Source organism: Flavobacterium sp. (genome assembly GCF_041392085.1).
In the GTDB taxonomy this organism is placed as follows: Bacteria; Bacteroidota; Bacteroidia; order Flavobacteriales; family Flavobacteriaceae; genus Flavobacterium.
This window is the reverse complement of record NZ_JAWKMW010000004.1, coordinates 279,619-297,858: the sequence shown is the minus strand read 5'-3', so window position 1 is coordinate 297,858 and position 18,240 is coordinate 279,619. Positions and strand designations below refer to the sequence as shown.

The following is an 18,240-nucleotide window of genomic DNA, read 5'->3' as shown; positions in this document are numbered from 1 at the left end:
CGGAATCTTTTAATTAGTTAATGAGGAAATGTATCAATTTGAAAATTAAGCGGCTTTTCGTAGTTTGAAATCAAAGATATGGGTTGTTCCATTTTCTGATTCTTCTTGCATTGTACCGTTTAATTGTTGGGTGAGGAGTGAGACCAACTGAGTTCCGAAACCGGTTCCGTGTGTAATTCCGGATTTTCCGACACCATTATCCGTAACAACCAAATGAAGATGGTGGTCGTTTTGTTTTTCTAATTTAATGGTAATGGTTCCTTTATCACCCTCAGGGAATGCATATTTAATGGTATTTGTCAGCAGTTCATTGATGATTAAACCTAAGGGAACGGCAGTATCAATGTCTAAATCAAGTTTTTCCATAGCTAAATTCAAGGTCACCTTATTTTCAGCCCCAAAACTATCGAGTATATTTTCGGAAAGATTTAAAAAGTAATCTTTCATTTCTATTGAACCTAAATTTGTGCCTTGATACAGTTTTTGGTGAACGATGCTAATCGAATTCACCCGATTTTGTCCTTCTGTCATCGCTTCTTTGGTAGTTGGATCATCTATTTGAGCCGATTGCAAAGCGAGTAAACTGGATACAATTTCCAGATTATTTTTTACCCGATGATGAATTTCTTTCATCAACAATTCGTTCTCAGCATTTTTTTGAGCTAATAAACGGTTGCTTTTACTCCGGTTTCGATAGCTGATAAAGGCAAAAATCAATAATCCTAGCAGCAAACAAAGTACTACAATTCCTAAATATTGTACTAGTTTTTGTTGGGCTATTTTAGTTTCTTGAAACGCAATGGTTTCCTCTTTTTTCTCCGTTTCGTATTTAGTGAGTAGTTCCGACATTTTTGCATCGCTTTCAATTGAACCAATACTGTCTCTTAAATCATATGCTTTTTGTTTGTAGGCCAAAGCCGATTCAAAATCATTTAATTTTTTATAAATTGTACTTGCATGGTGATAATTTTCAATTAAATTACTGTAATCATTATTTGCCTCTTGCAATTGAATCGTTTCTAATTGGTATTTAAGGGCTTCTTTATAATTTCCTAAGAGCAAGTTTACCTCGCCTAAATTTGCGGTTACGGTATTCATTGCATTAGGGTAGTTGGCTTCTTTTGCAAAACGGTAACAATCATTATAATATTTTATTGCTTCGGAATATCTTCCTAATCTTTTAAGGGCATTTCCTTGACTATTGGTTATATCAGCCAAATATATTGGACCAAAGTTCTGTTTTCTTGCAATCGAGGCGGCTTTATTGAAATATTCTAATGATAGTTCGTTTTTTTTCATGGAAATGGCAACATCACCTGCGTTATTGTAAACAAAATAAAACTCAGAAGTTAAGTTATTTTTTTCTGCCATTTCAATTGCTTTTTCTGCATAATCTAAAGCCTCTACCATTCTGTTCTGGTTAGTTAAATCATGGGAAATTCTGGTTAATGCATCGCAGATTCCGGCTTTGTCATCAATGCTTTCCATTAGTTTGAGAGCATGAATATCTTTCTGCATCGCTTTTTCATATTCACCATACTTTTTTAAAACCCAAGCGATTTTAAATGATGTAGACGCTTGTCCTTTAACATCATTAATCCCTTCATATCCTTTCATTGCTTTCTCAAAGAAAATAGTAGCCGAGTCTAATTGAAGTAAATTTGCGTGCATTCTGCCTTCCATTTCATAAAATTTTGGTTGCCAGTTTTTATCATTGAGTTGATCGGCAAGGTGCACGCCTTTTTTTGCAATTTCTAAAGCTTTTTTCATGTCGTTTTGAAAAACAACATCTACCATATCAGCGAGGATTGCTAGTTTTTTAGTTTGATTTTTTTCGGAAACTAATTTCAATTCCAATGCATCCAACGTGGATTCTTGACTATGAATAACGATAGGAGATAGAAATAGAAGAAGAATGAGTAGTTTAAACTTCATAGTATTGTTTTGTATTAAACCTTTTGGATGTGAAGTAAGAGTTGTTTCTTTAATTCCTGACTCACGGGGATGGCTTTTTTTGCTATGACTAAATGGCTGGTGGCGATTTCATCAATGTGGTGCATGTTAATAATGAAAGAACGATGAATTCGCATCAGGTTTTTGACGGATAATTTTTCTTCTAAATCTTTTAACGTACTAACAATGAGGGTTTCTTTCTCTTTGCAATGTATTTTGCAGTAATTCCGTTCAGCTTCAATATAAAGAATATCGTTTATGTTTATTTTTATCATTTTATCATAACTCCGCACAAAAATGGAATCACTCATTACAAATGTTTCTAGTTCTTCAATTTCTTTCTTTTTTTCTTCTTCAATGCGAAGAATGGAAAGTTCGATGGCGTGTTGTAAATCTAATTTTTTAAAAGGTTTGGATATAAAAGCGTAAGGATTTGTTGCTTTGGCTCTATTAAAATGAACTTCATCAGCATTTGCAGTCAAGTAAATAATTGGGATATTATATTCTTTCTGAATAGTGTGTGCCAACTCAATACCATCTAAATCTCCTTTTAAATAGATATCTAACAAAATAATATCAGGTACATTTTGACGAATTTGTGGCAAAACTTCTTCTGCACGTGGGATGACTCCCATTACTTGATAACCAAGATTCGTTAATTGAAGTGCAATGTTGGCACCTATGATCATCTCGTCTTCTACAACAAGAATATTAATTTTTTCCATAAAGAATGTAACTTATATATGAACAATTTCAATAATAATCTTAAAATTCTGTATGGTAAATTGATTCAGGATTATAAAAGTAATAAAAATATTTAACTTTTGTTAAAATCTTCGTGATTATCTATAAAAGTAATTTTTCGGGTAGGAGCGGTATTTACGCGTAAATCAAAGATATCAAAGCGATTATAATGTCCCAAAATATCGTGCATTTGTTTTGGTTGAATGCATTTTTCCAAATCGATGTCGGCATACACAATTCCTTCTTCATCAATTAAAGGTTCGCCCACAACCGCTCCGTTTGGACCGATAATTCCGGAGAAAGCGGAACTTTTACGAGTCAATAACTCTTCAATATTCGGAACATCTGGTTTTAACACGTCCATAATTTCTTTTGAAATCGTGGAACACGAAACAATGGTAAATAATTTCCCTTCAAATGAATGAGCAGCAGCACGAATTTTAATCGCCTCCGCCATATTGTAGTCAGGTGGAGCGACCGGAAGTGAAATGTAATTGGCTATGTGAATCAATTCGCCTTGCGATAATAACGTAAATCGAGCTAATGTATTGGTGTTTTCGCCACAGGCTAAGGTACCAATTGGACCGATTTCTGTTTTATACACTTTTAAGGATGAACCATCACCGCTTGTCCATGTTAGTTTTTCTGCCCAAGTGGGGACTAACTTTCTGTGTTTTCCGATTAACTTTCCTTGGTTGTCGATGATGAGATTGGTATTGTAAATTTCGCCATAACTATCGCCACGTTCGTTGATTCCGATGACAATATGCATATTGAAATCTTTTGCAGCTTTGAATAACGGTTTCATTGCTTCATCCGTTACAGCGACTGATTTTTTATATAATTGTTCATACCATTTACTACCTTGAACGGGAGTCATAATCCAGTTCCAATAGGGATAACCGGCCACAAAAACTTCCGGAAAAGCAATTAATTGAGCTCCGTTTGAACTGGCTTCTTTGATGAAAGAAATCGCTTTTTCAATGGTTTTCTCTACGTTTAAAAAAACAGGGGAGGTTTGAACGGCGGCAGCTTTGAATTTTGGAAAGGTCATTGTGATAGTATTAAAATGGAAGTATTAAGTAGTTTGACTGATGAATTTCGAAATTTTCTCTTTCATTTCCTCCGAAAAACCTTCGGCTTTAATTTTCTCACGGTCTTCGGCGATTTTTACGTTGACAAGAGTTACTTCGCCTTCTAAAACGGTTACTTCTTTTTCGTTAACAAATTGAAATCCGCATAAAACTGATGCAAAACCAATGTCTTTTACCCATAATTTTTTGGTTAACACTTCTCCCAATCGAGCCGGATTTTTGAATTGAATTTTCAAATCTACAGTTGGAATACCATTCGTTTCATGCATTTTTGAAAACGGTCGGTCGAGAGCCTCTTCAAACCAATCTTCTACTAAATCGTTAAGCATTTCCAAAAATCGTGGATAGAAAACGATTCCTGCATAGTCAATGTGTTTGAATTTTATTTTTTCTTGTTTGGTGAAAATCATACTTCTTGTTTTGTCTTAATACTTAATACTTTTTACTTCAATTTAAACCGCTGAATTTTCCCCGTCTCCGTTTTAGGTAAAGCCTCTGTAAAATAAATCACTCTTGGGTATTTATAAGGAGCGGCTACTTCTTTGAACCAGTGTTGAATATGGTTTTTCATGTTATCGGTTGCTTTAGAAGTATCTTTTAGAACAATATGAGCACAAACTAACATCCCACGTTCATCATCAGGTAAACCAACTACGGCACATTCCAGAATTTCTTCGTGGGTTAAAAGTACGGATTCTACTTCAATTGCGGCAATATTATAGCCGGAAGAAATAATCATATCGTCGCCCCGAGCCACAAACCAAAAGTAACCATCTTCGTCTTGTTTAAAAATATCGCCGGTAATGTTCCAACCGTTTTGTACATATTCTCGTTGTTTTTCAGTCCGATTTAAGTATTTACAACCCGTGATTCCACGAACGGCTAATCGTCCGGGTTCGTTTCTGGAAACTTCATTACCATTCGCATCAATAATTTTTGCTTCATAACCTGTAATTGCTAATCCTGTTGCACCGGGTTTCATGTTTTCTTCGTTGGAGGAAATAAAAATATGCAACATTTCAGTGGCTCCAATGCCGTCAATGATTTTTAATCCGGTGGCGTTGTACCAATCTTCCCAAACTTTTAACGGCAAGGTTTCTCCGGCTGAGACACATTTGCGTAAGCTGGAAATATCATAATCCTTGACTTTGGTTGTAATGATTCGCCAAGCCGTTGGAGCCGTAAAACAAATGGTGATTTTATGGTCTTGAATGGCTTGCAACAAAATATCCGGCGTTGGTTTTTCAATTAAAAATGTGGAAGCACCAAAATACATTGGGAACAAAACCAATCCACCTAAGCCGAAAGTAAAACCAATGGGCGGACTTCCTGTAAATATATCATTTGCAGCGGGTTGAAGCGAATAAGTTGGGAATGCTTCGCAAATATTCAAAATATCTTTGTGGTAATGAGCCGTCATTTTAGGTAAACCGGTTGTTCCCGAAGTAAAACCGATTAATGCGACACTGTCTGCTTTGGAATGGAAATTATCAAAAGTTTTCGGTTTAGAAGCCATCAATTGCTCCAATTGAGCATTGCCATAAAAACAGGTTTTTTGAAGGAAATTCGATTTTACCAAATGCATTTCTTCTTCCAATTCTTTGTCGCACAAGGCAATGGAAATCTCCGCACAATCGATAATGGTAGTTAATTCTTTCGAACGAAGTAGGGGCATAGTCGCCACTACAATGCCGCCCGCCTTTAAAACAGCAAACCAGCAAGCCACCATCATGGGATTGTTGGCCGAACGCAACAAAACCCGATTACCGGATTGCAGACCTAAATCGTCAATCAATACATGAGCCATTTGATTCGCTTTTTCATATAAATCGTAATACGTCCACGTTTCTTCAAACGTACGAAGGCATGGAGCATTACCATGACCATTTTGAATGCGAACATCTAAAAGACATTCGACACAATTAAGTAGTTCGGTTTCATGCTTTCCTTTTAAATAGGTTGGTTGCAAGTCGATGCTTGGTAAGGAATTGTGAGCGAAATTGTCGGTGTAGTGTTTCATTTTTTGAGTTACTGAGTTGCTGAGAAACTGAGCTGCTGAGATTTTAATTTAATCCTTTTTATTGCTTTTTGGTTTTAAAGCTTTCTTCATACTTTCTATCTGTTTTCGTTCTGAAGCTTTCAACGGATATAAATGCGAACTTCCCATTTTATATTGCAATGGAATATCTTCCGTTTGTACATTTTCATACGCTTGAGCGTTTCTAACAAAATTCGCATCCGCTAATAAAGGTCGGCCTAACGCCACTAAATCAGCTCTTCCGTTTAAAATAATGGTGTTGATTTGATCAATGTCTTGAATGTAACCTGCTGTAATCGTTGGAATATGAACCGTATTTCGAACTAAATCCGAAAAAGGCGTTTGCCACATTCTGCCCATTTGAGGTTTTTGGTTTTCTACTGTATTTCCGGTGGAAACATTGATGATGTCTGCTCCGGCTGATTTGAAAGTATTGGCAACATAGATAACATCTTCTTCCGAAATTCCGTTTTCAGCCCAATCGGAAGCTGATATTCGAACCGACATGGGTTTGTGTTGTGGAAAAACATTTCGCATTGCTGAAAATACACGTAAAGGAAATTTGATACGGTTTTCAATACTTCCTCCGAATTCATCTTTCCGACTATTGGTCAACGGCGATAAAAACGAAGCCAATAAAAATCCGTGATGGGCTTGTAATTCTATTAAATCAAAACCGGCTTGTTCAGCGTTTTTGGTAGCTTGGACAAATTCAGTAGTGATTTGATCCATATCTTCCAAAGTCATTTCCTTCGGAGTTGCCATGTTGGAATGGAAGGGAATAGGGGAAGCAGAGAGTAATTCCCAAGCCTTATCAATCGGTTCATTTTGTCCTTCCCACGGTTTTTTAATTGCTCCTTTTCTACCGGAATGTCCGAGTTGAATTCCGATTTTTGTTTGTGTATTTTGATGAATGAAATTTGTTATTTTTTTCCATTCAACTACTTGATTTTCATTATAAATACCGGCACAACCTAAAGTAATACGTCCGGTTGCTGAAACCGCTGTCATTTCAGTTAAAATCAATCCTACTCCGCCGGTTGCTCGACTACCGTAATGCACCAAATGCCAATTATTCACCAAACCGTTTTCGGCAAAATATTGTCCCATCGAAGCCATCACAATTCGGTTAACCAATTCTAAATCTCTTAATTTAAAAGTAGAAAAAGCCGCCGATTGATTTTTGTCATTTACATTGTTATTGTCATTGAATTCATTCAAAACTTTATCCGTAAACGATTTGTCTCGAATTTGTAAATTTTCAAATGTTACTTTTTTAGATCGTGTCATACAGCCAAAAGCAAATTGATAAAACGGATGTTGGATATGACGATTCATGTTTTCAAACCAATCCAATGAAACCAGTGCGGCATATTGAATCATTTCTACCGTATTTCGTCGGGATTTGTCGTATTGTTCAAAAGCGGCTTGCACATTATTAGGATTGGCAATCACAGCATCGGACAAGCCAATTGCGGAATCCATCGCCAATTTGGTTCCGGAACCAATGGAGTAGTGGGCCGTAGCTTTCGCATCACCCAATAAAACGATATTGTTGTAAAACCATTTTTCGTTCGTTACGTGCGGAAATTGTCGCCAATGTGATTTGTTAGAAATAAGCGGATGTCCGTCTAATTCATCTTTGAAGATTTCAGCGATTTTTTGAATGGTATCTTCTTCGTTAGTGACTTCAAAACCAAATTTTTGCCAAGTTTCATCACTACATTCAAAAATCCAAGTGCTCATGCCTTCTTCGTATTGATAGGTATGAGCCACGATGGTTCCAAATGGTGTAGTTCTGAAAAAATAAGTAAATGCATCCAAGGGTTTGGTGGAACCCATCCAAACAAAACGGTTCTTTTTAAGTTCGATTTTTGTCCCGAATTCATTAGCAAATTGTGTTCGAATGGCACTTCCAATTCCATCACTAGCCACAATAATATCTGAATCAGCAAACTGACTTAAATCGTCCACATTTTGTTCGAAATGCAGATTAACTCCTTCTTCACGACAACGTTGGTGCAATAATTTTAATAACGTTTTTCGCGAACAGCCGCAAAAACCGTTTCCGGAAATGTTTACAGTTTGACCATCTCGTGCGATAATAATATCATCCCAATAGGCAAATTCACTTCGAATGAGTTCATACGATTGTACATCACGCATCAAGAATTCGCCTAACGTTTCATCGGAGAATACCACACCAAAACCAAAACTATCGTCGGGTTTATTGCGTTCGTACACATCGATTTGGCAATTGGGCATTGCTTTTTTGGTTAATATGGAAAAGTAGAGTCCACCGGGACCGCCACCGATTACTGTTATTTTTTTCATTTTATTTTTACTCAGATTTCACTGATTTTTTTATACTAATTAAGCCCTTTTAATCGAAAAAAGTTCTCCCAACGTACTATAGTTCGAACCTGCTAAGCGGGCTACAGGTTTGTATACATCTAAGTTGATATGATTGTTTTCTAACAAAATAGCATCATCAATATGAATGGTTTTTATTTTTCCAATAACAATGCAAGCACCGCCACCGTCATTATTATCCATAAAATAGTGATGAATCATTTCACATTCCAAATGAATCGGACTTTCTTTGACGCGTTTGGGTTTGATGAAAACAGAGTCGATAGGCGTGAGGTGGGTCAATTTAAATTCATCTACATCGGATGGAACTGATGCAGAAGTGGCATTCATTTGTTCGACAACCTCCATAGTTACCAAATTCACAACAAATTCCCCATTGTGCAACACATTATTAAGCGTGTCTTTGTATTGATTATTATCTCTTCGGGTGGAAAACATCACGCAAGGCGGATCACTCGAAACCATATTAAAATAAGAAAAAGGGGCGAGATTATTGATACCGTCTTTGTCAATGGTAGAAATCCAACCAATTGGTCTGGGAATGATGGTTCCTGTCAGGAGTTTGTACAAAACAGAAGGATCTGTTTCATTCGTTTTAAATTGCATAGTTTTAGTGTTGTTTCTACAAATTAAAGAAAATAGCTTGAATATTTATATATCCTACCTACTAAATGTTACTATTAAATGGAGATTCGATTTGATTTCGTTCAGATTTCTTGTTTTGGTACTAAATATATATAAATTATAAATTTTTAAATTTTAAGTCAAAAAAATTAGGTAGTTGATAATTTTTTCTAAATTAAATTGCATAATATGTTTTTATATAATTGCTAATTTAATATATTTATGCAAATTTTTTATATATGGAGATTTTAGCATGCCCAAAGTGTCAAAGTAATCAAATCGTTAAAAGCGGTATAATCAAAGATAGACAGCGGTATTTGTGTAAAAAATGTAACTATTATTTTACAGTAAATAAATTAGGAAAAAAGATAGATGATTACTATGTAACGAAAGCACTTCAGTTGTATTTAGAAGGCCTTAGTTATCGTGAAATTGAACGAATAATTGGTGTTTCGCATGTTACTGTGAGTAATTGGGTGAAAGAATTCAAAATTAAAAAACCCGCACATACTGATTATCATCCTACTTATAAGATTTATAATCATTTAGAATTAGTAGAATTCTTAAAAAACAAAGATCAACTCAAAGGAGCCGGAATGATTATAACCGAATTAGGGGATAAGTTTATGCTTATAAAATGGGAGCGTTTCAAGGATTAACTATACTAATTAACAAAAATATATATCTGAATTTTTTTCTTGTTTATAAAATTTCAATTTGGTACTCCGAAAAACAAATTTTTCTAACCTTAAAGAAACTTATAACATATGAAAAAAACAGTCTTACTTTTTATGACAACGTTTTGTTTTTTTAACGCTTTTTCACAAGGTTCTCCCGACTATGGAGGCGGAATGAAATTTAACCTTAACGAAGAAGGTTCAAAGTATATGCGTGTCATTGCTTGGGGGCAAATGTGGGGTCAATATAACGACAACTTACCCGAAGATAAAAAAGCAATTGAGTTTTCAACTCGTAGAGCACGGATTTTAACGTATGCTCAAATTACTCCTAAGTTTTTAGTCTTAGCCCATTTTGGATTAAATTCATTAAATGCCGACAATATGTCTCCAACCGGAAAGGGAGAGAGTTCACAACTATTCTTCCATGATTTTTGGGTGCAATACAGTCTGGGTAAAAACCACGCTATCGGTTCAGGTTTGCATTATTGGAATGGTATTTCGCGATTAAATAGTCAAGGGACATTAAACTTAATGACATTGGATAACAATCGTCAATCGTGGTCAACTTTAGGTTTGTCTGATCAATTTGCAAGACACCAAGGTGTTTATGTTAAAGGAAGTTTCGGTAAATTTCAATACCGGGTTGCTATAAACGAATCAATGACAAATAGTTTAGATAGTCGGGTTTTAGCGGATAATGTAAATACAACCATTTACGCCGGAAGAAAAGTTTTGGGTTCAAAGGAAGCAGGATTAAATTATGCCGGTTATTTTGAATATGGTTTTTTAGATACCGAAAGTAATTTTCTTCCATTTAGAGTTGGTTCTTATTTAGGAACAAAAAAAGTATTCAACGTAGGTGCTGGTTTCTTTCTTCATCCAAAAGGAAGTGTATACAATGATGGGACAACTAATGTTGGCGAAGATGTATCCATTTTTGCTGTTGACGCTTTTTATGATGCACCGCTAGGTGATAAAAAAGGAGCTATTACGGCTTATGCCACTTACCAAAATAATAACTATGGGAAAAACTATTTGTTTAACGCATACGGAACAGGGAGTTTTGTTTATGGACACGCCGGTTATATGTTTCATTCAGAAAAGTTGACAAAAATTCAGCCTTATTTATCTTATGCAACAAATAGTTATGATGCTGTGGATGATAATCGAAATGTATTTGGAGTGGGTACAAACCTCTACCTAAATGGACATAATTCTAAACTTACATTAGAATATAAAAATGAAAAATTCGGCGAAAGCAAAACGGGAACTATTACGCTTCAAGCCATGGTTTATCTATAATCTAACCTTTAAAACAAATTTAACTATGAGTAATCAAAACAATGCAACAGCCTATTGGAAAGAGAATTTACGTTACCTTCTCATTCTCTTGGCTATCTGGTTTTTCGTTTCCTATGGAGCGGGAATACTTTTCAAAGATGCTTTAAACAATATCAAAATCGGAGGTTTTCCACTTGGATTTTGGTTCGCACAGCAAGGATCAATCTATGTATTTGTGATTTTGATTTTTGTGTACGTTCGATTAATGAATAAACTCGACAAAAAATACGGTTACGACGAGGAGTAATATCCAGTTATCTGTTAACTGTAAAATAATAAAATTCATATAACTCAGTTGCTCAGTATCACAGCAACTCTAAAAAATAAACAAAATGGATGTACAAATTTGGACATATATCATAGTAGGAGTAACTTTTGCTCTTTACATCGGAATTGCAATTTGGTCGAGAGCCGGATCAACCAAAGAATTTTATGTTGCCGGTGGCGGTGTTTCACCGTTAGCTAACGGAATGGCAACAGCGGCAGATTGGATGTCGGCCGCTTCTTTTATTTCCATGGCTGGAATTATTTCCTTTGCAGGATATGATGGTGCGGTTTATCTCATGGGATGGACAGGAGGTTATGTTTTATTAGCTTTATTATTGGCTCCGTACCTCAGGAAGTTTGGAAAATTTACAGTTCCTGATTTTATTGGAGACCGCTATTATTCTAAAACCGCTCGTTCTGTTGCTGTTTTTTGTGCGTTAATTGTTTCGTTTACGTATGTAGCCGGACAAATGCGAGGAGTAGGAGTTGTATTCTCTAGATTTTTGGAAGTAGACATAAATACCGGGGTAATTATTGGAATGGTAATCGTTTTATTCTATGCTGTTTTAGGCGGAATGAAAGGAATCACTTATACGCAAGTAGCTCAATATTGTGTATTGATTTTTGCTTTCATGGTTCCCGCTATTTTTATTTCAATCCAAATGACCGGAAACCCAATTCCACAACTTGGTATGGGTGGAATAGTAGCAGATGGTTCAGGTACTTATTTGTTGGATAAATTAAACGGACTTCAAACAGAATTAGGATTTAGTGAATACACAAGTGGTTCAAAATCAATGATTGATGTTTTTGCTATAACCTTAGCTTTAATGGTTGGAACGGCAGGATTACCACACGTTATTGTTCGTTTTTTTACAGTAAAAAAAGTACGCGATGCCAGAAAATCAGCAGGATGGGCTTTATTGTTAATTGCAATATTATATACGACTGCCCCTGCAGTTGCAGTTTTTGCGAAAGCAAATTTAATTGAAACCGTTAGTGATAAAGAATATAGCTCAATGCCACAATGGTTTATGAATTGGGAAAAAACTGGATTGTTAACTTTTGATGACAAAAATGCCGATGGAAAAATTCAATATGTAGCTGACAAAGAAGCAAACGAATTAAAAATAGATAATGATATTATGGTGTTGGCTAATCCTGAGATTGCCAAATTGCCAAATTGGGTTATTGCTTTGGTAGCGGCAGGAGCTTTGGCGGCAGCTTTATCGACCGCAGCGGGTCTTTTGTTAGTAATTTCATCTTCTGTTTCTCACGATCTGATTAAGAAAATGATTAACCCGAATATTTCAGAAAAAGGTGAATTATGGGCGGCTCGTGGTTCTGCCGCAGTTGCCGTTTGTATTGCCGGATATTTTGGAATTAACCCGCCGGGATTTGTAGCTGCCGTTGTTGCCCTTGCCTTTGGTTTGGCTGCAGCATCTTTCTTTCCGGCTATCATTTTAGGTATTTTTTATAAAAAAATGAATAAAGAAGGAGCTATTAGTGGTATGGTTGTAGGAATGCTGTTGATGATTTTCTATATGCTGAAATTCAAATTCGGTCTCTTTGACGGAGGAAAAGAAGTAGTAGATTCCTTAAAACCGGATTGGTGGTTTGGAATTTCTCCCGAAGGTTTTGGAACCGTGGCTATGCTAGTCAATTTTATTGTAGCTTTGGTAGTTAATAAATTTACGACTGAGCCGCCACATGAAGTACAGGAAATTGTAGAAAATATTCGAATTCCTTCCGGTGCAGGTGAAGCAGTTGATCATTAAACGGATAAACAGAAGTTAATTACAATAACTCTGCTCTTAAAAACAAGGGCAGAGTTTGCGGTTAAAAAATAAAAATGAAAAAAAGACATCTTCAAAAATTTGTAATTCTTAGTTTATTGTTATGGATTGTATTTAACTTTCCTATTTTATTATTATTTAATTCAGCAAAACAAATATTAGGAATACCAATCATTTATTGTCATATTTTTTCTATCTGGACTTTATCCATTATCATTTCTTTTTACTTTATAAAAAAATACAATGAATAGCGAATATTTATTAGTCATATTGCTATTGTATCTTGGGTTGTTTTTTTTTATTGCTCAATGGGCAGAACGAAAAGGCAATTCAAAATGGACTAATAATCCTTACATTTATTCACTATCACTTGCGGTTTATTGCACTACTTGGACCTATTATGGAAGTATAGGTGTGGCAGCTAATTCAGGACTAAATTACATTCCTATTTACCTGGGGCCGGTAATTGCTTTTCCTTTATGGATACTTATTTTGAGGAAAATAATTCGAATCTCAAGAGTCAATAAAATTTCAAGTATCGCCGATTTTATATCACTTCGCTACGGTAACAGTCGCTTTTTGGGTGCAATAGTTACCATTATTTCTTTAATGGCCATTTTACCGTATATCGGATTACAATTAAAAGCAATTTCAGAAACATTTCATATTGTTACAAATACTCCTGAATCCAATAATGTTTTTTTAGATACATCGACTTATGTTGCTTTGGTTTTAGCACTTTTTGCTTCTTTTTATGGAACACGTTACGTAGATGCCTCAGAAAAAAGAAAAGGTATAGTAACTGCTGTTGCAATGGAATCGGTATTAAAATTATTCTTCTTCATTATTTTAGGATTATATGTTACTTTTTATGTTTTTGATGGTTTTGATGCTATTTATGCAAAAGCTTCTTTAATGGAAAGTTTCGAAGATAGAAATACAATTCATGGTCTGGAAGGCGGAATGAATTGGATGATGCTCGTTGTACTATCTTTCTTTTCTATTTTTTTATTACCCAGACAATTTCATATGTCGATTGTTGAAAACAATCGTGAAAAACATATTCAAACGGCTATTTGGTTATTTCCATTATACCTTTTATTATTTAACTTGTTTGTATATCCTATTGCTTGGGGTGGAAATATCCTATTTGAAGGAAAGAATATGAATCCGGATATGTTTTCGTTGTTAATTCCAAAATTGTTTGACAATACTTTTATGACCGTTTTGGTTTTTTTAGGAGGGTTTTCTGCTGCTATTTCAATGATTGTTGTTTCTTCTATCACACTTTCTACAATGTTAAGTAATAATATGTTAATACCCTATGGATTATTAGGGACATTACAAAAGGATAATCAAGCGAGTAATAGTGAACGAATTGTAAACATTCGTAGAATAGGGATTTTTTTATTAATAATCCTGGCGTTTATTTACTATCGCTACTTTATCATGGATTTTTCTTTAGTGTCTGTAGGAATGATTTCATTTGTTATTGTTGCTCAATTAGGCCCCGCATTTTTCGGAGCAATTTTTTGGAAAAGAGGTTCATTGAATGGAGCTGTTGCGGGTATCATTGTAGGAATGCTGATTTGTTTTTACACCATAATGCTTCCTTTTTTATTGAGTTCAATTAATCCGGAAAGTATTTTTTTTAAAGAAGGTTTCTTTGGTTATACTTTTTTACAACCCTTTCAATTGTTTGGATTAATTTATCTTGAACCGATTCCTCACGCACTCTTTTGGAGTTTATTATTCAATATTTTTGTCTACATGATTGTTTCAGTTAGTTTTAAAGGAAATTACCGTGAGCGAAATTATGCTGAAATGTATGTAGACATTGATAAGTACATAACCAATCATGAAAATGCATTTGTATGGAAAGGAACAGCTTATATCTCAGATATTGAAAAAGTATTGAAACGATTTTTGGGAGAAGAACGCACCAACCGTGCTCTTTCCATTTTTAAGATGAAATATAATATAGCTCCTGAAAATCTAATGGCTGATGCTCGATTAGTAAAATTTGCTGAGAACCTTCTAACAGGTCACATCGGCACTGCATCAGCTAAAATTTTAATAGAAAGTGTGACCAAGGAAGATAAGATAAGTTTGCCTGAAGTCTTAAAAATTCTGGAAGAATCAAAAGAAAATTTAATAATCAATAAAAGACTAACCGAAACATCTGCCGAATTAAAAGAACTCTCCACTCAACTAAAAAAGGCGAATGAAACTTTACTTTTAAAAGACAAACAAAAAGATGAATTTTTAGATACAGTTACCCATGAGCTTAGAACCCCAATAACCGCCATTCGTGCCGCAAGCGAAATTTTGCATGATGATGATGCTATTCCGGAAGAACTACAAAAACAGTTTTTGCAAAATATTATTACCGAATCTGATCGACTGAATAGATTGATTGATAAAATTTTGGATTTAGAAAAATTTGAAACGGGGAAACAGAAAATTTTTCCAACGCGAGGAAATCTCATCAATACAATATCAAAATCCATCTCACCTTTACATCAATTGATTTTGAATAAAAATATTCACATCGAATTCGATGAATATCAAAATAATGTGATGTTACATTATGATGAGGAACGCATTATTCAAGTAATTACAAATCTAGTTTCAAATGCAATAAAGTTTACAAGCGAAAAAGACGGAGTCATTATTTTAACAGTCATAGACAAACCGAATGATTACATTACTGTTACTGTATTCAATAATGGAAAAGGAGTAAATACAGAAGACCTAGAATCAATTTTTGATAAATTCTATCAATCAAGTAGTCAAACAATCAAGAAACCTATCGGAAGTGGATTAGGATTAGCCATTTCGAAGCAAATCATTGAAGCTCATAAAGGAAAAATTTGGGCAGAAAATGTTCAGAACGGAGTGGTTTTTTCATTCACACTGTATAAAAATTTAAAATAGTATGAAAAAGATTTTATTAGTAGATGACGAGCCTAACATTATCATGTCGTTGGAATATACATTTAAGAAGCAAAATTTTGAAGTTTTTATTGCTCGTGATGGTCAAGAAGCTTTAGATATCTTAAAAAATGAGCAACCGGATGTTATCATCTTAGATATAATGATGCCTAACGTTGATGGTTATGCCACGATTGAATCAGTGAAAAAAAATGATAAACTATCCGATTGTAAGGTCATTTTCTTATCGGCCAAGAATAAAGAGAGTGATATCGAAAAAGGAATGCAGTTGGGAGCTGATGCTTATATGACCAAACCATTTTCTATTAAAAAATTAGTGGAACAAGTGAATGAATTGCTTCCTACGAGTCCTTAGTTCAAAGGCTTTAGTCCTTAGGGTGAAGATTGATTAATCAATATTAGTATCAACACACAAAGAAATGAATTATTTAGAATTGTATCAAAAAAGTCTTGAAAATCCGGAACTATTTTGGAGAGAACAAGCTGAACATATTGAATGGTTTAAAAAACCGCAAACTATTTTATCAAAAGACAAAAATGATTATCCGATTTGGTTTGCAGATGGGGAATTAAATGCCTGTTATATGGCATTGGATAAACATATAGAAGATGGTTTTGGAGATAATATTGCCATTATTTACGATTCTCCGGTAACGCAAACTGTAAAAAAGTTTACCTATAATGAAGTAAAAAAGGAAGTTGCCAAATTAGCAGGAGGATTACTCTCGTTAGGAATAAAAAAAGGAGAAACAGCAATAATTTATATGCCAATGATTCCGCAAGCAGCTTTTGCAATGTTGGCTTGTGCCCGAATTGGTGTGACACATTCTGTTGTTTTTGGTGGGTTTGCTCCACACGAATTAGCTATCCGCATTGATGATTGCAAACCAAGAATCATTTTAACTGCTTCGTCAGGAATTGAAATAGATCGATTAATTGCCTATAAACCTTTAGTTGATGAAGCTATTGAATTAGCCAATTATAAACCGAAAAAAGTAGTGGTTTTCAATCGAAAATTAGGTGCTAGAGTTCCGTTCAAAAAATACGATGTCGATTATGATGCTTTAGTTTACGGTTCAGAAGAAGTTGAATGTGTTTCAGTAGGATCTACCCATCCGTTATATGTTTTATACACATCAGGAACAACAGGAAAACCCAAAGGAATAGTCAGGGATACGGGTGGATATGCTACCGCACTTAAATTTTCAATGGAATACATTTATGGAGCCAAACCAAACGAAGTGTTTTGGGCTGCTTCTGATGTGGGTTGGGTGGTTGGACATAGTTACATTGTGTATGGCCCTTTGATTAATCGAAACACAACAATCATCTTTGAAGGAAAGCCAATCAAAACCCCTGATGCTTCAACATTTTGGCGGGTTATGGCTGAACATAAAGTGAATATTATGTTCACGGCTCCTACGGCTATCCGAGCCATCAAAAAAGAAGATCCAAATGGGAACTTTATCAAACAATATGATTTGTCTTCTCTTCGTACACAATTTTTAGCAGGTGAGCGTTGCGACGTGGCTACATTAGAATGGTACAAGCAGCATATCCCCGTACCGGCTATTGATCATTGGTGGCAAACCGAATCAGGCTGGCCGATGATTGCTAACATGATGGGGGTAGAATTTTTGCCCATCAAACCGGGTTCTGCAGGAAAAGCTGTTGCTGGCTATGATATTCGAATTTTAAATGAAAATGGAGAAGAGATGCAGGCCAACGAAGAAGGTTTTGTAGTAATCAAACTTCCTCTGCCACCCGGGACGATGCTTGATTTATGGAATGATAGTGAGCGTTTTAAGTTAGGGTATTTAAATCAATTTCCGGGCTATTATTTTTCGGGAGATGGAGGCTTCAAAGATGAAGAAGGATATATTTACATTACAGGAAGAGTAGATGATGTTATAAACGTTGCAGGACATCGTTTATCAACAGCCGAAATGGAAGAAATTGTTGCATCGCACCAAGCAGTAGCTGAATGTGCGGTGATTGGTATTAATGATGAACTTCGAGGACAAATCCCGCTTGCAATGGTTGTTATTAAAGCAGGAATTGAAATGGAACATTTTCAAATGGAATATGAAATTGTTCATTTAATTCGTGACAAAATTGGTGCTGTGGCTTGTTTGCGGAATGTGATGATTGTACAACGATTACCCAAAACACGTTCGGGAAAAATTCTCCGTAAATTATTGCGAAACATTATAGATAATGTTGAATTTCAAATTCCTTCTACTATAGATGACGAGTTAATTATTAATGAAATAAAAGAAGTTTTTGAAAAATATACAGAAACTAAACAAAAATAAAATCATAAATACAATTTTACCTATATCTTTTTAGCAAAGATACATTGGTAGGAAAGATTA

The 18,240-nt window shown here is 35.0% G+C and carries 14 protein-coding genes; 7 read left to right on the top strand and 7 right to left on the bottom strand.

All coding sequences use genetic code 11. The features are described from left to right. Positions 1-45 precede the first annotated feature (45 nt). The 7 genes from R2782_RS01385 to R2782_RS01355 all read right to left on the bottom strand — a co-directional run bounded on the left by R2782_RS01385 (position 46) and on the right by R2782_RS01355 (position 8,808). A complete protein-coding gene (locus R2782_RS01385) occupies positions 46-1,935 on the bottom strand; it encodes a tetratricopeptide repeat protein (RefSeq protein WP_371266269.1) in 1,890 nt (629 codons plus the stop codon). 14 nt (positions 1,936-1,949) lie between these two features. Beyond that, positions 1,950-2,678, bottom strand: a complete 729-nt coding sequence (locus tag R2782_RS01380; protein WP_371266268.1) for a LytR/AlgR family response regulator transcription factor — start codon at positions 2,676-2,678, stop codon at positions 1,950-1,952. Positions 2,679-2,770: 92 nt separating this feature from the next. Beyond that, complete coding sequence (locus R2782_RS01375) at positions 2,771-3,751, bottom strand: carbon-nitrogen hydrolase family protein (protein WP_371266267.1); 981 nt, start codon at positions 3,749-3,751, stop codon at positions 2,771-2,773. A 24-nt stretch (positions 3,752-3,775) separates the two neighbouring features. Beyond that, a complete protein-coding gene (locus tag R2782_RS01370) occupies positions 3,776-4,201 on the bottom strand; it encodes an acyl-CoA thioesterase (protein ID WP_371266266.1) in 426 nt (141 codons plus the stop codon). 32 nt (positions 4,202-4,233) lie between these two features. Then, positions 4,234-5,811: an AMP-binding protein gene (locus R2782_RS01365; RefSeq protein WP_371266265.1), complete on the bottom strand. Its 1,578-nt coding sequence runs from the start codon at positions 5,809-5,811 to the stop codon at positions 4,234-4,236. A 48-nt stretch (positions 5,812-5,859) separates the two neighbouring features. Continuing rightward, on the bottom strand, positions 5,860-8,163 hold the full coding sequence (locus tag R2782_RS01360) for a bifunctional salicylyl-CoA 5-hydroxylase/oxidoreductase (RefSeq protein ID WP_371266264.1): 2,304 nt from the start codon (positions 8,161-8,163) through the stop codon (positions 5,860-5,862). Positions 8,164-8,202: 39 nt separating this feature from the next. Continuing rightward, positions 8,203-8,808 carry a flavin reductase family protein gene (locus R2782_RS01355; protein ID WP_371266263.1) on the bottom strand — a complete coding sequence of 202 codons (606 nt, stop codon included), beginning with the start codon at positions 8,806-8,808 and terminating at the stop codon, positions 8,203-8,205. Positions 8,809-9,065: 257 nt separating this feature from the next. On the opposite strand from R2782_RS01355, the gene R2782_RS01350 reads away from it, so the two are divergent. The 7 genes from R2782_RS01350 to R2782_RS01320 all read left to right on the top strand — a co-directional run bounded on the left by R2782_RS01350 (position 9,066) and on the right by R2782_RS01320 (position 18,180). Beyond that, positions 9,066-9,485: a helix-turn-helix domain-containing protein gene (locus R2782_RS01350; RefSeq protein WP_371266261.1), complete on the top strand. Its 420-nt coding sequence runs from the start codon at positions 9,066-9,068 to the stop codon at positions 9,483-9,485. A gap of 108 nt (positions 9,486-9,593) precedes the next feature. Continuing rightward, a complete protein-coding gene (locus R2782_RS01345) occupies positions 9,594-10,808 on the top strand; it encodes a hypothetical protein (RefSeq protein WP_371266260.1) in 1,215 nt (404 codons plus the stop codon). 25 nt (positions 10,809-10,833) lie between these two features. Beyond that, complete coding sequence (locus R2782_RS01340) at positions 10,834-11,094, top strand: DUF4212 domain-containing protein (RefSeq protein WP_187347468.1); 261 nt, start codon at positions 10,834-10,836, stop codon at positions 11,092-11,094. A gap of 85 nt (positions 11,095-11,179) precedes the next feature. After that, complete coding sequence (locus R2782_RS01335) at positions 11,180-12,892, top strand: sodium:solute symporter family protein (RefSeq protein ID WP_371266259.1); 1,713 nt, start codon at positions 11,180-11,182, stop codon at positions 12,890-12,892. A 261-nt stretch (positions 12,893-13,153) separates the two neighbouring features. After that, a complete protein-coding gene (locus R2782_RS01330) occupies positions 13,154-15,847 on the top strand; it encodes an ATP-binding protein (RefSeq protein WP_371266258.1) in 2,694 nt (897 codons plus the stop codon). Between the two features lies 1 nt (position 15,848). Then, a complete protein-coding gene (locus R2782_RS01325; protein WP_371266257.1) occupies positions 15,849-16,220 on the top strand; it encodes a response regulator transcription factor in 372 nt (123 codons plus the stop codon). Between the two features lie 64 nt (positions 16,221-16,284). Then, positions 16,285-18,180, top strand: a complete 1,896-nt coding sequence (locus tag R2782_RS01320) for an acetate--CoA ligase (protein WP_371266256.1) — start codon at positions 16,285-16,287, stop codon at positions 18,178-18,180. The last annotated feature ends 60 nt before the right edge of the window (positions 18,181-18,240 follow it).

Bases quoted from the DNA above. Each gene is read 5' to 3' on its own strand.
- R2782_RS01355 (WP_371266263.1), bottom strand. From the start codon at position 8,808: ATGCAATTTAAAACGAATGAAACAGATCCTTCTGTTTTGTACAAACTC.
- R2782_RS01380 (WP_371266268.1), bottom strand. From the start codon at position 2,678: ATGGAAAAAATTAATATTCTTGTTGTAGAAGACGAGATGATCATAGGT.
- R2782_RS01385 (WP_371266269.1), bottom strand. From the start codon at position 1,935: ATGAAGTTTAAACTACTCATTCTTCTTCTATTTCTATCTCCTATCGTT.
- R2782_RS01340 (WP_187347468.1), top strand. From the start codon at position 10,834: ATGAGTAATCAAAACAATGCAACAGCCTATTGGAAAGAGAATTTACGT.
- R2782_RS01330 (WP_371266258.1), top strand. From the start codon at position 13,154: ATGAATAGCGAATATTTATTAGTCATATTGCTATTGTATCTTGGGTTG.
- R2782_RS01370 (WP_371266266.1), bottom strand. From the start codon at position 4,201: ATGATTTTCACCAAACAAGAAAAAATAAAATTCAAACACATTGACTAT.
- R2782_RS01335 (WP_371266259.1), top strand. From the start codon at position 11,180: ATGGATGTACAAATTTGGACATATATCATAGTAGGAGTAACTTTTGCT.
- R2782_RS01365 (WP_371266265.1), bottom strand. From the start codon at position 5,811: ATGAAACACTACACCGACAATTTCGCTCACAATTCCTTACCAAGCATC.
- R2782_RS01360 (WP_371266264.1), bottom strand. From the start codon at position 8,163: ATGAAAAAAATAACAGTAATCGGTGGCGGTCCCGGTGGACTCTACTTT.
- R2782_RS01320 (WP_371266256.1), top strand. From the start codon at position 16,285: ATGAATTATTTAGAATTGTATCAAAAAAGTCTTGAAAATCCGGAACTA.
- R2782_RS01345 (WP_371266260.1), top strand. From the start codon at position 9,594: ATGAAAAAAACAGTCTTACTTTTTATGACAACGTTTTGTTTTTTTAAC.
- R2782_RS01350 (WP_371266261.1), top strand. From the start codon at position 9,066: ATGGAGATTTTAGCATGCCCAAAGTGTCAAAGTAATCAAATCGTTAAA.
- R2782_RS01325 (WP_371266257.1), top strand. From the start codon at position 15,849: ATGAAAAAGATTTTATTAGTAGATGACGAGCCTAACATTATCATGTCG.
- R2782_RS01375 (WP_371266267.1), bottom strand. From the start codon at position 3,751: ATGACCTTTCCAAAATTCAAAGCTGCCGCCGTTCAAACCTCCCCTGTT.